This is a genomic window from Variovorax rhizosphaerae (genome assembly GCF_037889975.1).
GTDB lineage: Bacteria > Pseudomonadota > Gammaproteobacteria > Burkholderiales > Burkholderiaceae_C > Variovorax > Variovorax rhizosphaerae.
Map to the genome: position 1 here is coordinate 428,006 of NZ_JBBKZT010000007.1, position 15,169 is coordinate 443,174.

The 15,169-nt window shown below is 64.3% G+C and carries 17 protein-coding genes; 12 read left to right on the forward strand and 5 right to left on the reverse strand.

Annotated elements, in window-relative coordinates:
• The first annotated feature begins 9 nt into the window (after positions 1 to 9).
• The gene (locus WKW82_RS17475; RefSeq protein WP_340343580.1) at positions 10 to 984 is read left to right on the forward strand and encodes an ABC transporter permease; all 975 of its coding nucleotides are present in this window, start codon (positions 10 to 12) and stop codon (positions 982 to 984) included.
• Positions 985 to 998: 14 nt separating this feature from the next.
• On the forward strand, positions 999 to 1,352 hold the full coding sequence (locus WKW82_RS17480; RefSeq protein ID WP_340343581.1) for a hypothetical protein: 354 nt from the start codon (positions 999 to 1,001) through the stop codon (positions 1,350 to 1,352).
• Positions 1,353 to 1,413: 61 nt separating this feature from the next.
• Here WKW82_RS17480 and WKW82_RS17485 read toward each other — a convergent pair whose 3' ends face one another.
• Both WKW82_RS17485 and WKW82_RS17490 read right to left on the reverse strand, forming a co-directional pair.
• Entirely contained in the window at positions 1,414 to 4,614 is a 3,201-nt protein-coding gene (locus tag WKW82_RS17485) for an AAA family ATPase (protein WP_340343582.1), read from the reverse strand.
• A gap of 194 nt (positions 4,615 to 4,808) precedes the next feature.
• Positions 4,809 to 5,204: a nuclear transport factor 2 family protein gene (locus WKW82_RS17490; RefSeq protein ID WP_340343583.1), complete on the reverse strand. Its 396-nt coding sequence runs from the start codon at positions 5,202 to 5,204 to the stop codon at positions 4,809 to 4,811.
• Positions 5,205 to 5,347: 143 nt separating this feature from the next.
• On the opposite strand from WKW82_RS17490, the gene WKW82_RS40625 reads away from it, so the two are divergent.
• From WKW82_RS40625 to WKW82_RS17510, 5 genes are all read left to right on the forward strand, one after another.
• The gene (locus WKW82_RS40625; RefSeq protein ID WP_422823507.1) at positions 5,348 to 5,635 is read left to right on the forward strand and encodes a DNA methyltransferase; all 288 of its coding nucleotides are present in this window, start codon (positions 5,348 to 5,350) and stop codon (positions 5,633 to 5,635) included.
• A gap of 177 nt (positions 5,636 to 5,812) precedes the next feature.
• Positions 5,813 to 7,090 carry a toll/interleukin-1 receptor domain-containing protein gene (locus WKW82_RS17495; RefSeq protein ID WP_340343584.1) on the forward strand — a complete coding sequence of 426 codons (1,278 nt, stop codon included), beginning with the start codon at positions 5,813 to 5,815 and terminating at the stop codon, positions 7,088 to 7,090.
• 19 nt (positions 7,091 to 7,109) lie between these two features.
• Positions 7,110 to 7,670, forward strand: a complete 561-nt coding sequence (locus WKW82_RS17500) for a 5' nucleotidase, NT5C type (protein WP_340343585.1) — start codon at positions 7,110 to 7,112, stop codon at positions 7,668 to 7,670.
• A gap of 286 nt (positions 7,671 to 7,956) precedes the next feature.
• Entirely contained in the window at positions 7,957 to 8,988 is a 1,032-nt protein-coding gene (locus WKW82_RS17505; RefSeq protein WP_340343586.1) for an AraC-like ligand-binding domain-containing protein, read from the forward strand.
• A 144-nt stretch (positions 8,989 to 9,132) separates the two neighbouring features.
• Positions 9,133 to 10,131, forward strand: coding sequence for a helix-turn-helix domain-containing protein (locus WKW82_RS17510; protein WP_340343587.1), 999 nt, complete (start codon positions 9,133 to 9,135; stop codon positions 10,129 to 10,131).
• Positions 10,132 to 10,144: 13 nt separating this feature from the next.
• Here WKW82_RS17510 and WKW82_RS17515 read toward each other — a convergent pair whose 3' ends face one another.
• Genes WKW82_RS17515 through WKW82_RS17525 form a run of 3 tightly spaced genes read right to left on the reverse strand, consistent with a single transcriptional unit; the run spans position 10,145 to position 11,512 of the window.
• A complete protein-coding gene (locus WKW82_RS17515; protein ID WP_340343588.1) occupies positions 10,145 to 10,510 on the reverse strand; it encodes a hypothetical protein in 366 nt (121 codons plus the stop codon).
• A complete protein-coding gene (locus WKW82_RS17520) occupies positions 10,507 to 11,004 on the reverse strand; it encodes a cupin domain-containing protein (protein WP_340343589.1) in 498 nt (165 codons plus the stop codon). The genes WKW82_RS17515 and WKW82_RS17520 overlap by 4 nt, the downstream gene beginning before the upstream one ends.
• Before the next feature lie 13 nt (positions 11,005 to 11,017).
• Positions 11,018 to 11,512: a hypothetical protein gene (locus WKW82_RS17525; protein ID WP_340343590.1), complete on the reverse strand. Its 495-nt coding sequence runs from the start codon at positions 11,510 to 11,512 to the stop codon at positions 11,018 to 11,020.
• A 419-nt stretch (positions 11,513 to 11,931) separates the two neighbouring features.
• Here WKW82_RS17525 and WKW82_RS17530 point away from each other — a divergent pair, with 419 nt between their 5' ends.
• The 5 genes from WKW82_RS17530 (at position 11,932) to WKW82_RS17550 (ending at position 15,024) form a co-directional block, all read left to right on the forward strand.
• The gene (locus WKW82_RS17530) at positions 11,932 to 12,204 is read left to right on the forward strand and encodes a hypothetical protein (protein WP_340343591.1); all 273 of its coding nucleotides are present in this window, start codon (positions 11,932 to 11,934) and stop codon (positions 12,202 to 12,204) included.
• A gap of 47 nt (positions 12,205 to 12,251) precedes the next feature.
• Complete coding sequence (locus tag WKW82_RS17535) at positions 12,252 to 13,370, forward strand: FUSC family protein (protein ID WP_340343592.1); 1,119 nt, start codon at positions 12,252 to 12,254, stop codon at positions 13,368 to 13,370.
• Complete coding sequence (locus WKW82_RS17540; protein WP_340343593.1) at positions 13,367 to 13,834, forward strand: DUF6790 family protein; 468 nt, start codon at positions 13,367 to 13,369, stop codon at positions 13,832 to 13,834. The genes WKW82_RS17535 and WKW82_RS17540 overlap by 4 nt, the downstream gene beginning before the upstream one ends.
• 97 nt (positions 13,835 to 13,931) lie before the next feature.
• Entirely contained in the window at positions 13,932 to 14,435 is a 504-nt protein-coding gene (locus tag WKW82_RS17545) for a hypothetical protein (protein WP_340343594.1), read from the forward strand.
• A 1-nt stretch (position 14,436) separates the two neighbouring features.
• On the forward strand, positions 14,437 to 15,024 hold the full coding sequence (locus WKW82_RS17550; RefSeq protein WP_340343595.1) for a DUF2165 family protein: 588 nt from the start codon (positions 14,437 to 14,439) through the stop codon (positions 15,022 to 15,024).
• Positions 15,025 to 15,169: the final 145 nt, after the last annotated feature.

The window sequence follows — 15,169 nt, forward strand, 5'->3', positions numbered from 1 at the left end:
TTACGACAAATGCTCAAGAAAGACATCGGCCTGCTGATCCTGATCCTGGTCGTCGGCACGGTCGTCGCGATCATCAACCCGCTGTTCATCTCGCCGATCAACATCGCCAATACCGCGAATCTCGTGGGCTTGTTCGGCATCTTCGCGATCGGGCAGGCCTTCGTCATCATCACCGGCGGGATCGAGCTGTCGGTGGGTTCGATCATCGCGCTGCTGGGCGTGCTGTTCGTCGACCTGATGGTGAACCACGGCGTCCCCTGGCCGGTGGCGCTGGGGCTGATGCTCGTGCTTGGCGCGTTGATGGGGCTTGCGCACGGGCTGCTGATCACCAGGCTGAAGTTGCAGCCCTTCATCGTGACGCTGTGCGGCCTGCTGATCTATCGCGGCGCGGCGCGCTACTACACCGCGGACGGGACCGCGGGCTTTGCCTTCGGCGACAGCTTTCCGACGCTGGAATGGCTGACGACGGGCAGGACCTTCGGCATACCGCATTCGATGTTCGCGTTTGTCGTGATCGCCATCGTGATGTGGGTCGTGCTGCACCGCTCGGTGTTCGGGCGCTACCTGTTCGCCGTTGGCAAGAACGAGGAAGCGGCGCGCTATTCGGGCGTGCCTACGAACCGTGTGATCGTCGCGTCGTATGTGATCTGCGGCGTGCTGACTGCGATCTCGGCGATCTTCTTCGCGATGTACACGCGCTCGATCTCGCCTTCGTCGCACGGCAATTTCTACGAGCTGTATGCGATTGCCGCATCGGTGCTGGGCGGCTTCTCGCTGCGCGGGGGGGAGGGTTCGATCGTCGGCGTGGTGCTCGGGACGATCCTGCTGCAGATCCTGCAGAACCTGGTCAATCTGCTGGGGATTCCGAGTTCGCTCAACTTCGCGGTGATGGGGTCGGTGATCCTGATCGGGGTGCTGGCGGATACGCAGTTTGCGGAGTATCGGAAGCGGAAGGCTGCGGCGAAGGGGGCGGCGGGGTCTTGACGCTGCGTCGCGTCTTGCTTGCGATCACCCTCCTGGTCGCGACTGGCGCCTGGATTGCCATCGTCTACTGGATGACGGGGTTGGAACGCAAGGAGCCGGCCTACCTGGACATCGACCTTGCGACGATTCCGGCGGGCAGCCCCAAGTTCTACATCTTCCACGGTACAACGCTCGCCCTCGTGCGAACGATCAACGCGATCCTCGATGACCTCGAGGCGCAGACGACCCACACCTGGCACCAGCGTCCGATAGCGGCCCAACGCCCATCGTTCTTCGTCTACTCCCTGGTGAACCCGGCCGACGGATGCGAGGTCGAGCACGCGCCTTCGGGTGCGGACCGCTACGCGGACAGCCCCTCGCAGAAGTAAGCGATGGGCTGCCAGGATTTCTTGTATTCGAGGCGGAAGAATTTCAAGTTCCGCGCGCCATTCACTTCATGATCTGGTCATTCGGCTCGTTCGCGTGCAGTTCTCCTTCGCTCGCTGCCAGCGCACGGTCAAATGCTGGCGTGGTGGACTTCAAGTCGTGCGCCTCCGCTTCAGCTCGCAGCACCGCGAGTCTTGCTCGATCGCTCGGCATCCGATGACCTCGACCCCAGCGACAGAGCGCGAAACCTCGTTCGATCAGATACTCACAGTACGGGAGGTGCTGACTCGCTGTATACCTCTTGAGGTCCTCGCATGTTCCCTCGGCGGAAGCCCAATCGCCCGATTCCAACGCACTCTCGATTGCAAGCTCGCGAAAAAGGATGTGGTTGTGACTGACGCATCCGTCCGCCAGCAGGCGGTTTCCGGCGGCAATGGCACCCGAACGCTGAGCCGGACCAGTCTCCACCATGGCTTGGACCCCGTAGACCCAGGGGCCGATGTACTTCGTCGTGTCCTGTCGGCAGATGGCCAGCGCCTGGTCGATCAGGGGTTTCGCCTGTCCCCGGCGGCCATTCCTCAGACTGAACAAGGCCAACATCGCGAGAATCTGAACCTCGAAGCGATTGGCGCCAAGTGAGCGAGCCAACTGCAGCGCATCATCGAACTCTTTTTGCGTGACGCTGTCTCTGCGTCTGATGAGTCCATCCACCCACAAGATGAGCAACGATGCCAACAACTTGGCGCGAAGCTGTGACGAGCGTTCCGCGAAATCCAAGGCTTCGTGACCCACGTCGACCGCTTGGTCCATTTCGTTCAGGTACAGAAATGTCCACCCGACCATCGGGAGATTGGCCACCTCGAGCCGACCGAAGCCATGTTCCTTTGATAGTGACACGCACTTCACGAACTGCTCATGGGCCGAAGCCATGCGTCCACGAAGATACTCCGCGTCGCCCAAGCCACCAAGCGCCGCGGCCTCGTCCAACAATGAAGAGGCTCTCCTGGCGTACTTGAGGGCTATCCTGTGTTCTTGCACGCACCTTACTGAGTCGCCGCTCGGAAATCGCAGATTTCCCCGCAAGTGGTGAAGTTGAGAAAGTTCAGCATTGAGGTCCGCGCGCTTTGCCAAGGGCCTGGCCGCTCGCAGCGCTGAAAAACCGTCGTCGATGCGATCGACCAATCGCATTGCTGCCGCTTGCAGGATCAGCCCTCTTGCATTCTCGGCAGCTCCCACGCATAGCTCCAGTGCAGCGTTACACACCTTCACTGCCTCGGAAGCGCGGCCCAACTCAATTAGCAAGCGCGCCATCGTCAGACGAATCTCAAGAAGATCGGTCCGCGGAGCAGGATACTTCTCTGCGTACTTCGAGGCATGCTCGGCGTGTTCGAGGGCATCCATGAACTGGTACTGCGAGGAACAAACAGCGCTCGCCCTCAGATACGCTGCAACGCATCGACCATCGTCCGCGTTCTCAAAATGCCATGCCGCCAAGTCAGCATTGCGCGGCTCAAACCACTCGGCGGCTCGAATGTGCAACTGCCCTTTGGAACTCCTGAGCAAGGATGAGTAGACACCCTCGAGGATGAGTGCATGGTTGAAAGCCAATCCGTGTTCCGTCGGCTCGATCAGTCGGCGCTGGATCAACCCTGTGCAATCGAACTGTTGATTTCCAGAGACGTGTCGGAGTGCTTCGAGGTCGAAAGTCTGGCCAAGCACCGAAGCCGCCTGAAGCGCAAACTTGTCGCTTGGATGGAGTTGGTCGGCGCGTGCTTGCGCCAAGGCCTTGATCGTTCGCGGCAAGCTTTGAGGATCAAGCTCGTCGACAGCGAGTAGCAAATGGATCAAAAGCAATGGACTGCCATCCGCGAGCTCGACGCATCGATCGCGCATCTCTTTCGACGCGCAAGGGGTGCTCGACGCCATCAGAAGCGAGTCCGCCTTGGCGAGAGGATCAAGTCGGCAGTCTTCGATGATCATTCGTGGTGAGGGCAAGGCCGTTCGCCATGAACTCTCGGTCGCTCCATCGACGGTGCGGGTGGTCATGACCAGGAGCAAGGGGAGCCTGACCGTGAGGGCGGCAATTGCCGCGATTCTTGCGAGAACCCATTCGTTGGCCCAATGAACGTCTTCCAGATCGAGCAAGACTGGTGACTGGTCGCAGGCCCTCTCAAGCAAGGCGCAAATCGTCCGGTCGCAGGCTGCGCCAAGCGATGAAGGGCTCATTGCCGCAAGCAGTGCGCTTTCTGAGGGGCCGATGGGTACACCCAACAGGTCGAACAGAGGTATGGCCAAATCCGCATCGAATCGAGGATCGTCGACCAGTCGCTGGATCTCTTCGCGACAGCGTTCTTCCCCTGCCTCGATTGGGAGCCCCAGCAACCTGCGCGTCAGGTGTCGGAAGGCGTCGCGTCGGTCCCTGAATTCCGGTACCGCGGTCAAGAGGCAAAGGTATCCCAGTCCGCCAGCACAAATGGCGTACTCGAGTGCCAGTCGGCTCTTCCCGATGCCCGCCTCGCCCCGAACGACCACGACGCGTCCCGTCCGTTTGTCCAAGCACGCCTGCGCCGCCCGCATAAACTCGCGAAGTTCCCCGTCGCGCCCGAAAATCGGCGGCGTCTTGAGCGTTGCATTCAGCACTTGGTAGACCGGAATCGCCCCTTCAATTCCTTTGGCCGTCATCTCTTTCACGGGCGCAAAGTCGAACTGTCCTTTCACCCAGTTCCAAGTTTGGCGACCCAGCAGTATCTGACCGGGTGTCGCAGATTCGCAGAGCCTTCTCGCCAAATTGGCCACAATGCCCGCGATAACGTATTTGCCGTCTGCCCCGTCTTCACTGAGCTTCGCGAAGACATCGCCCGATTCGATCCCGGTGTGCAAGGCCAAGACCTGACCGATACCCGGATTCAACTCGAGCGACAACTGGTCGACGGCTCGATGCAACTCCAGCATCGATCTGACGGCTCCCGCGGCATCGTGGAAGCCGACATCGACGCTCGGAACGCCGAAAAGGACCATGACGTCGTCGCCGGCGCATCGGTTCACCAGCCCTCCGTGGCGTCCGACGATCTTCTTTGCAGTATCACGGATGCGGGCCGTCAACTCGGCGACGACTTCGCTGTCGAGGCGGGCTGTCAGCGCCATGTAGTTGCACAGGTCGGAATAAATGATCGTTGCAGATTTGTATTCCTTCAGCAACGACAAAGGAAGATCGAAGCTGGAATGCTTGGGCGGATTCGGATTTTCGCTACTGCACCATTCCATGGGATCCCCTCGACGACCGTGGGCGGCGAAGTGGCGCCTTGTGCTTCCTGCAATCGGTGCAACAGAGCCATCGCGCCGATTGCGGGATTGTCTCGCTCGGGTCGTTCTGTCGCAAGCGACCGATGCCCAATGCCAATCCTGAGGCGGATTGACAGGCGATTGGTGCCTTGGTCCGCGACAAACTCGATCGAGGCCTACCCAAAGATGCTCTTGGTCAATTCCGTATCCATGTACTCGCGAATCTGCACGATCAATCCATCACGAAGCTTCAGCACGATGCAGTACGTATTGTTGTAGGGCAGGCCATCTTTTGTCTGAGACGTACCACGGCCTTCGACGACGACCTGATCACCTTCAGCCACGACATTGTGTATGTCCAGTTTGATCGTACCGTCCAGCCGAGCCCTCAGTGCAGGGACGAAGTTGTCAAGGAAGTCCTTCTTCCCGTGATACGTCCGTGCGAGATGGTGGCTGCCAAAGTATGTGACTTCCACGTCGTCATGCCATCTGGCGTAGTAGCCAGCGCGATCGCCGGAATTCAGGGCCCGGTACATGGCAAGGACGATGTCCTTGTTTTCTGCAGCGCACATGTGTTTCTCCTCGATCATGCATTGGTGACGCTGTTCACGAGCGTCAGACGCACGGTCGCAGAGCAAGCCCTGGCGCGCATCCCCAATGCGGGGGGTGCGGCCTCGCCGAACGCCTGCTGGGGGCTGCAGTTGCCTTGCACGGTGTGAAAGATTCGGTCAGCCTGGATTTCGTTGCCGGCGGGTATGTCAAGGCGGCACGATACCTGGCTGGCACAGCTTCGGCCGCTCTCGTGTCGACCCACTCCGTCACGCAGGGCGAGCAAGCAGGAATTCTCTGGTCGTGGATGCTCGCGAACGGTATCCGCATCCATTTCGCGCATCGGACCGCGCCACGCGTGGCGCAATCGCAGTTCGGGGCCGTGCGGCATCCTCGTGGTGCTGATCGCAACGAGCCGCGAGCCCCTCAGGACTTTTTGGGGCGCCAGCGGTGACCGGGCCAGTTCCGGCGACCCTCACGCGACTGAGTGCACGAGTACGTCTCGACTCCGGCTGCACTCTCGCGTGATGCGGCAGACGTCGCGGTGTCCGCTGGTGGGCGGGTCGCGAAGCGGTTGCATTCTTTCGCAAGGACTTCCTGCAGCGCACCTTTTAGGGCAGCATCCTGGACCATGGGCGCCATCAAGCTACAGAAGCGGGCTGATGATTTCTTCGTGAGTTACGGTCACGACGATGTCGCGCGTGTGGTACCGCTCGTCGACCTGCTCAAGCGTGTCTGCGGCCTTCGCGTCTGGTTCGACGCGGCCGAGGGCAATGCGGCGCGGCGCTCTACTGAACTGCTGGCCGGGGCCATCGGCAACGCACGCGGCGCGTTGATTTGCCTGTCCGAGGCCTGGACACGATCGACTTGGTGTCGCAACGAGTACGAGGTCGCGTGCAACGAGCAGCGCGGGCAGGTCGGCTTCGAGCTTGTTTGCGTGCGCCTCGACGACGTCGAGTCACCGGGCTGGCTCAATACGGCGGAGATCGTCGATCTTCGCAATGGCGGCGCCCGGGCGTTCGCCCGTTTGCTGCGCTCGCTGGCGTCCGATGTACCCCTGCGCTTCGACAACACCTGGGACGTGTACCTCTCTGCACCGTGGAGCCGGCCTTCGGAACTGGCGCGCGAGACTTTCAAGGTCATCCATGACAGCACGGCCTGGCGGCTGGTTGGAGACGCACCCAATCTCGCGCACATGGGCGAACGTCGCATCGAGGCGATCCAGCGCACCACGCTTGGCGTCGTCGCACTGATGCCGCACGACGCCGCGCAGGAGTGCGGTACCTCGCCGTACATCCTGCAGGAGGCGCGGTTGGCGCTCAATTTGGAACTGCCCCTACTGCTGCTCGCCGAGCCTGGCGTCGCGACGCCCGACGACTTGAGGCTGGGGGCGTTCCGGCGCGCGGATTTCCCGTTGGCCGCTGGGGCGGCTGGTTCCGCAGCGTTGAAAGGAATGCTGGGTGAATTTGCAGAGGCGTTGGATCGGGCGCCGCGCAATGACAGCCGTGCCTACATTTTCCTGGCGACATCGCTGCGTGGCGACCCCGCGGATTCCGACGACCTTGCGACAGTGATCGAGCGCGCGAGCAACATGCGCTGCATCCGGGGCGAGCGACTCACCGGGGACAATGTGCAGCAGGCGATCATCGACAGGATTCAACGCGCTGCGGTGGTCATCGCTGACGTATCCGACGACAACCGCAACACCCTCATAGAAACGGGTATTGCCATGGGCAGCGGCACGCGGCTGAAGCTGATGTGTCGCGAACCCGCGCCCGGTACGCCGCTGAAGAAGCGCTTCATGTTCGAGGGCCATGAACTCTTCTGGTACCGCACGGATGAAGAGCGCCTGGGCCTGGCGTACTACTTCGCACGACAGTTTCGCCGCCACATCTATGTCGTGCGCTGATCCCCAAGAGACCGCGCCTTTGGCGCTGATCGACTTGGGTGACACGCTGGCGGACTGCACGCCAGCCTTGCTCGCAACGCTTGCGCAGCCGCGTCCCTCCAACGGCGCAGTGGGCGGCGCTTCCAGCTTGTCGTCGATGGACGAGTTCGAATCACGTCGTCGCGCCGTGCTGTCCGCGCCCGGTTTCTGGCGCGCACTTGCGCCGCGCCCGGCCGGTCTCAGCTTGCTCGGCCTTCTGCGTGACGCCGGCTTCAAGGTGATGGTCCTTACGAAGGGCCCGCAAGATGCGCCGCAGGTCTGGGCTGACAAGGTGGCCTGGTGCCGGGAACATCTGCCGGGGGTGCCCGTGACGGTCACTGACGACAAGGCTGCCGTGCCGGGCGACGTGCTGGTGGATGACTGGCTGCCGTATGTCGAAAGTTGGCAGCGCCGCTGGCCGAGTGGGTTGGCGATCGTTCCGGCGCAACCCTGGAACGCGCAGATAACGCTCGCAACGCGTTGCCTGCACGATGACGGGCGCGACCGGGCCGCTATCGTCGCCGCGCTGCGAGGGATACGGCGAGGCTGCGCACCCGCTTGATGAGTGCTTGAGTCGATGTGGCTTCGCCATCTCGACTCAATCCCCCGCGGGGGGCGGGCTGGGCATGGCCCGGCCCTGGGGGCTCTTCAGTCGATGTGGCTTTGCCATCTCGACTCAATCCCCGCGGGGGCGGGCGGGGCGCAGCCCGGCCCTGGGCGCTCTTGACCGGCAGCGCCGGCGCGGCCCAGTCGACGCCCGCGTGCCTTGGGTTCATGCAAACGGCATAAGCCCCTTGTTCTGTACACGCTCGGGCCGGATACTGCCCCCCGCACACGGAGGACTGCGAATGGCGGAAGGCGGATTGGCGCGCCTGCACCTGGTGTCCAGCCAGCTCCCGGTGCAAGAGCGCTTCGAGCGATGGCGGCAGAGTCTTGCCGGCACGTTCAATGTGTCGGTTCCCGAGGGCACGCGCCCTGAAGAATGTGACTACGACGTCTCGATCTGGCAGTTCGGTACTGTCCTGCTGAGCGACAGCGCTTTCGGGCCGCGCTCGCAGACCCGCACCCTGCGCAACGCGCGCAATGACCAGGTCGACCACTACCGCGTGATCCTGCAGACCGAGGGCGAACTGCGCCTCGAGGCGGATGGCCGGCGCTTCAGGGTCGAGGCCGGCGAACTGGTGCTGTCGGACATGGCGCGCGAGGAGCGCTACGAGACCACGCGCGGCGCCAATGTCGTCATGTTCATCCCGCGAGCGATGCTGGACGAGGCATTGCCACGGAGCTTCGACCTGCACGGCGCACAGCCAGGCGGCGCCATGGCCCGCATGATGGCGGATCACCTGCGCGCACTGGCCCGCGTCGCCGGGCAATTGCAGCCGAAGGAAACGGCGGCGCTCACGCGCGCCACGGTCAATCTGCTGGCCGCGAGCCTGGTGCCTTCGGCGCAGACGCTCGATCACGCACGCCCCACCGTCGAGGGCATCTTGTTGCGCCAGGCCTGCCGCTACGTCGACCTGCACCTGAACGAGCCGGAACTTTCCGCGCAGGCACTGTGTACCTTCTTCAAGGTGTCGCGCTCGACGATCTACCGCCTGTTCGAGCCACTGGGCGGAGTGGCGCACTACGTCAAGGAACGGCGGCTGGCGCGCATCCACGCGGTGCTGTCGTCGTCGACGCAGCGGCAATACCTCGGCCGCATCGCCGAGGACCACGGTTTCAGGAGCACCACGCATTTCAGCCGCGCCTTTCGCGAGCAGTACGGCTACAGCCCCAATGAAGTGCGCCAGCGCGGGCGCTTGCTGGCGAGCGAACCCGCCGGCACGCCCGGCGCGGGGCAGGCCGCCTTTGACAAATGGCTGCGTTTGCTGAGGGATTGAGACGCTGTGCAAGGCCGCATGAGACGCCCAGGCAAGAACTGACACGCCGTGTCGAGACGTCTCGCATGCCGATTCCTAGAATTTCCCCATCGCTTTCACACGGTGTTCAGCATGACTCTCGCGTGCCACTCCCGACTCCCCCACATGCGCTTCGATTCCCGCGCCACGTCTGCGCGGGAGGCGTTGGACTACTGGCGCGGCTCGCTCTCGCAGAGCTGGGACATGCGGCTTGCCGACGACGCGGACGAGGCGCACTTTCATGCCGACGTGACGATGTGGCGGATGTCCGAGCTGATCGTCGGTGCCGCCACCTTCGGTCCGATGCAGACGCGCATGCGCCGCGAGCGCAACATCCAGTCCGACCAACTCGACCACTACCGGCTGCTGCTGGTGCGAGATGGCGAATTCCACCTCGACGCGGCAGGGCAGCAGGTGTCGCTGGCACCAGGGCGCTTCGTCATCACCGACATGGCGCTGCCGGAAGAAAGTGAATCCGCCTGCACCAGCTCGGTGCTCTACATCCCGCGCGACACGCTGGACGCGGCCTTGCCGCAGCCGATGCGGCTGCATGGAATTTCGCCCGACAACGCCTGCGCCCACCTGCTGTCGGATCACCTCGCGGCGCTGCTGCAGGGCTTGCCCGACGCTGCGCCGGAAGAACTGCCGGCGCTGTCCGCGGCCACGGTCGGCCTGGTGGCCGCGAGCCTGGCGCCGACGGCCATCGATCCGCTGACGACGGGTGTCGCGATCGATGGCGCACTGTTGCGCCGTGCGCGCCGCCACATCGAGGACAACCTGGCTGAAACGGACCTGGCGGCAGCGCCTCTGTGCAAGCTGCTGCGCGTGTCGCGCTCGACGCTGTACCGGCTGTTCGAACCGCTCGGCGGCGTGTCGCAGTACATCAAGGAACGGCGGTTGGCGCGCGTACACCAGATCCTGGCGCAGTCCAGCGACCGGCAGCCGATCGCGCGGCTGGCCGAGGACCACGGCTTCAAGAGCGCCGCGCATTTCAGCAAGGCCTTCCGTGCGCAGTTCGGCTATAGCCCGCGCGAAGTGCCGCGTGCCACCGAAATGGTCCGGCTGCCCACGGCCGGCGGCGCGGAAGACCGCTTCGATCGATGGCTGAGTTCGCTCTGCCACTGAGCCGCCGGTCGCTTCAGCGCGTCTTTCTTTCCGACTTGTGGCGGTGTTCCGCCGCCTCGAGGTGGCGGCGGAACACGCTCGACACCAGGTCGATGCCGATGCCGCCAAACAGGGCCGGGATCAGATAGAAGCCCACCGCCAGTTCCGAGTCGAAGAAGTTGTCGAAGCGCGAGGTCGACGTGCTGGCCGCCACCTGCAGGCCATGCAGCATGCACACGTCGGCCGCAGCGATCACGATCAAGGTGACGCCGAGCCAGAACACCGAGGTCGGCGAGATCGCACGGCGTTTTCGCAATGACAGGTACAGGCACAACGGCACGACGAACGACACGATCACCGCGATCCAGAAGCGCAACTCGACGAAGACCGATCCGGTCATGCCGCACCGCCGTCATCGAATTCGGAGCGCGTCAGCTTGAGCGACGGTCCCAGCAGCGCCACGCCCCAGCGTTGGCCGAAGCGGCGCAGTACAGCGCGGTCGACGCCACTGTTGTCGAGCAGCGCGGCCAGTTCGCGAAAGAACTGTGCGGCATCGATGCCGGGTTCGATGATGACTTGCTGGCGCGCGCCGGTGCCCGTCACGTTGACGAAGGCCCGTGCCGCGCCGGCGGGCACGCGCACCAGGTCGCCGCGCCGCGCGATGAAGCGCCGGCCATCGACCTCGAACAGGTAGCGGCCGGTCACGATCTGGAAGGTCTCGGATTCGGTGCGCCGGTGCAGCGGCGGGCCGAAGCCCGCGGCGTTCGTGGTCTCGATCACGGTGCACTGGGCCTTCTCGGGCTCGAACGGAAAGCGCACGCGAACGGTGAGGCCGAGTGCGGGAATGCGGATGATCGACTCCTCCCGCTTCGGCCGTGCCGTGCTGACGATCACCTCGAGGCTCACTTCAGGAACCCACGCTCATGTCGGTGCCGGCCGGCCACACGAAGAGGCTGTGCGTCGGCGAATTGGCGCGCACGTTGATGCGCTGGCTCAGCGTGCGGCCGGCGAGCGTGGCCTGCACGTCATAGCGGCCCGGCTGCAGGCGCGCGACCAGGAACGGGCCGTGCGAGACCACGTCGGCCATCACCGTGGCGCCTGACTTGTCGCGCACGTTGACGATGACGTCGGCTGCAAAAGCGGCGCCCTTGCCATCGCGGATGGCGAATTCGAAGCTCGCCGGCCATTGGTTGGCAGCTTGCTTCATCAGCCGGGCCTCGCCCACGCCGATGCCGCCGCTGGCGTACGCGACGCCAGCATCGTTGATGTGGATGGCCGGGCCGTCGGCGGCGCGCACGGCCAAGGCGCAGAACAGCGCGGCCGTGCCGACGGCGAGGACCGCCAGGGGCTTCCCGTTGTCGCGTTTCGCGGGCTGGAGGAGGGGAGCGGGAAGGGCGTTCATGTCGAGTTTTCCTCTTGGGGCGGGCAGTGCCCGCGGGTTGGTTTGGACAGGTGTGCCGCGCGGCGCGAAGCTGCATTGGCGCGGTGAAGAAATGGTAGGAATCGAAGCAGCCGGCGTGTGTCCGCAACGTCCCAATTCATGCTCCAGCGTTTCATGCGGCCTTGCCTTCGAGCGCATGACTGCGTTGAAGCGCCTTGCCGTGCTACAGCACTGTCTGCGGCGCTCCGCCTTGTCCTGCGCCCGAACGCAAGGCCGCATCAGGTCGCGAAGGCCGTGCGGGAATGCAGCGAGACGCGCCGGGACGCTGGGGCACGAATTGGGATGCATGCACCACTTCGCATCGCCCGCCACTCCTAAATTCAACGACGTACGTTGTCGTACGCATTCATTCCTTCATCACCCACCAACGAGGTCCCGAAATGAGCAACATGAAACATCAGATCAAGGGCTTCGTCCTTGGCGTCCTGTGCATCGCATCCCTGAGCGCCTGCGCCGCGTCGTTCGCGCTGTCGCATCCCAACTTCCAGCAAGCCGAGAACGCGATGCAGGCAGCCATCAACCACATCCGCTCCGCGCAGAACGTGAACGGCCCGACCTTCGGCGGCCACGCCGGTCGCGCGGTTGAGCTGCTGCAGCAGGCACAGAACGAGATCGCGATCGCCGACGAGTTCCACCAGGGCCGCCGTTGGTAAGAGCGAGGCAGCGCGGTGACACGCATGCGGGACGAAGAGGCGCCGCGGTGACCCGCGTGCCAGAGAGAGGCATCGCGGTGAGCCGCGTGCAGTTGGCGTCCGCCATCGGTTGGCTGGACCGTATCGACCCCGGCTCGCATCGCCGGGTCAAGGGATTGCGGCTGGTCACGGCCTACGGCATTGCCGCATTGATGGGCGCGGCACTTTCCGCGGCCGGCGCATCCCCCGAACATGCGAGGCTCGCCCTCTTGGCGGGCGGCTTCGCGTTGTGGGCCAGCGTTTGCGAAGGCCGTGCGACGCGTCTTGAATCGGCACGCGACCTCGGCTTGCTGGCGGCCAGTGCCGTCGTCGGCGCAGCCTTCACCGCCGCGCTCACGCCGTGGCTCTCGCATGGCGGTTCGGTGCTGCCCGAAGCGACGCTGGTGCTCGGCGCCTTTGTCGTCGGCCATGGCAAGCGCTGGGGTGTCCTGGGCTGCGGCATCGGTGCGCAGTTCTTCATCGGGCAACTGCTGGCTTACGGGCTTCAACTGACTGGAGCGGACTTCCCGACGATCGCCGTCGCAGGGCTCATCGCCGCCGTGGCCTCCATCGTCCCGCGCATGCTCAGCGGGCCGGCCGAGCAACCGGTGCCCGCGGTGCCTGCGCCGGCTGTCGAGCCGCGGCGCTGGCTCCAGACCGAGACAGTGATGGGACTGCAGGCCGCGCTTGCGGCCTTGGCCATCGTGGTGCTCGACGGCACGCTCGGCCTCACCGAATCTGTGTGGGCCCTGGCCGCCTGCACTTTCGTCATCGCCAACACCTCGGCAGGCACGGTGGCGCGCATCCGCCAGCGCGTGATCGGCACCGCCATCGGGCTGCCGCTGGGCCTTGCATGCCTGCCATTGGCCGAACATGTCGCCATCGCGGTGTGGGCCGCCGCGGCCCTGGCCATGATCGTCTATGCCGTGGCGCTGCCCGAGCGCTACGACGTGGCCTGCGGCGCCTACACCTTCACGCTGGTGGTCACGCTCGCAGCCAGCGGCGAGCATTCGGTGCTGCTGTTGTCTGCGCGGCTTTGGGAGACGCTGCTGGGCGGCGCGCTGGGGCTTGCGGCGGCGCGCTTCTTCTTGCCGCTGCGTGAGCTGACCGAGCCCTCGCAAGCTTCATCGATCGAACGAAGGCCATGACTTACTACATCATCGTTGCCGCTCTCATGTTTGTCGCGCCGGTGGCGAGCATCGCGTTCGCGGTGCTCGCGCATCATGCGACGCTGGACTGGGCCCTTGCATTGCGTTGGTTCGCGTTCTGGATGGTCGGCGCGCGCCTCGGCAGCGCGGGTCTGCGACAGATGCTGAACCCGGCGTTCACAGCGCGCAACATCCTGGGCATCGAGGGCGACGACGCACTGCTCCTCGTGCGCGAACTCGGCTTTGCCAATACCGCCTTCGGCACCATCGGCATCCTGAGCCTGTGGTGGCCCGCGTGGGCTGCGCCCGTTGCGGTTGCCGGCGCCGTGTTCCTCGGCCTTGCCGGCATCAACCATGCCATGCAGCCGCACCGCAATGCACGCGAGAACTTCGCGATGCTCACGGACCTCGTCGGTGCGCTGGCGCTCGCGGCCTGCGCGTGGGGCGCCGGGTCGATGTCCTGACCTGCGCAGGCAAGAAGCGGGACGGGCGGACAACACGCGTGCGGTTTCAAGAAATACGATCCGTGCAACTTCATCCATTTCACCTGAACAACACATCATGACTTTCAAGATCGCACCGCTGCTGGCGGCTACCGCCATGGCAGTTTCCTTCTCCTTGCTCAGTGGCTGCGCCAGCAGCGGCATGGGCGGCGGCGATATCGTGCAGAAGGGCAAGCCGGTGCAGCCCGTGCTGTTCTCCTGGCAAAGCCGCGACGGCTCCATCGACGGCAGCATGACGGCGACGACGTCCGACGCGACCTACCAGGGCCGCTTCATGCAAGTCACGCAGCAGACGGTGACGGAGGCGTTGGCGCCGATGTGGGACGCATGGCCGATGGGATGGTCCGACTGGCCGTATGGTGGGTGGACCGGCATGGGCGGCTACGACACGGTGCAGTTCGCGACCGCCTACAGCGGCAAGGTCATCGCCAACCTGAAGAGCGCGACGGGCCGATCGATGCGCTGTCGTTTGCAGATGAACCGGCCGGAAGCGGGCATGTCCGGTGGGGGCAGCGGCGAATGCCAGGTCGCGGGTGGCGTGCCGTTCCAGGCGACGTTCTGACATGACCATCCGGCTGCTGAAGACATCGATGGTGTTCGCCGTCGGGCTGTGGGCGCTGCTCATCGCTGCCGACAACATCCTCGACTACGACTCGAACTGGCACTTCGTGCAGCACGTGCTGTCGATGGACACCGTGTTCCCCGACAACGCATTGAAGTACCGCGCGATCACCAACCCGACGGTCCAGGCGCTGGGCTACTGGATGATCATCGCGACCGAATGGGTGATGAGCGCGCTCTGCCTCACAGGCGCATGGAAGCTGTTCCGTGCACGCCGCGACCGGGGCGAGTTCATCGCGGCCAAGTCGCTTGCAGCCTGCGGCTTGACCTTGGTCTTCCTGATGTACTTCGTCGGCTTCGTCGTGGTCGGTGGCGAATGGTTCTGCATGTGGCAGTCGGAGATCTGGAACGGACAGGCCAAGGCCGTGATGTTCCTGACCTGCGCGATGCTGGTGTTGATCGTGTTGTTGTTGCGTGAAGAGCCCCCAGGGCCGGACTGCGCCCCGCCCGCCCCCTGCGGGGGATTGAGTCGAGATGGCAAAGCCACATCGACTCCAGAGGACGCGACTCAACCCTGTGCAAAGCCATGAGCCGCCAACGCCTCAAGTAACGCCGAGAAAACTCTCATCCTAAATCCGGCGGTTACCCAGTCCCCGGGAGCCTATTCGGAGGCCTGAAGGGGCCGATGGTGGGTGCGATGCGGTGGCTGATGTAGCGCAGCATCGCCGCCCATGG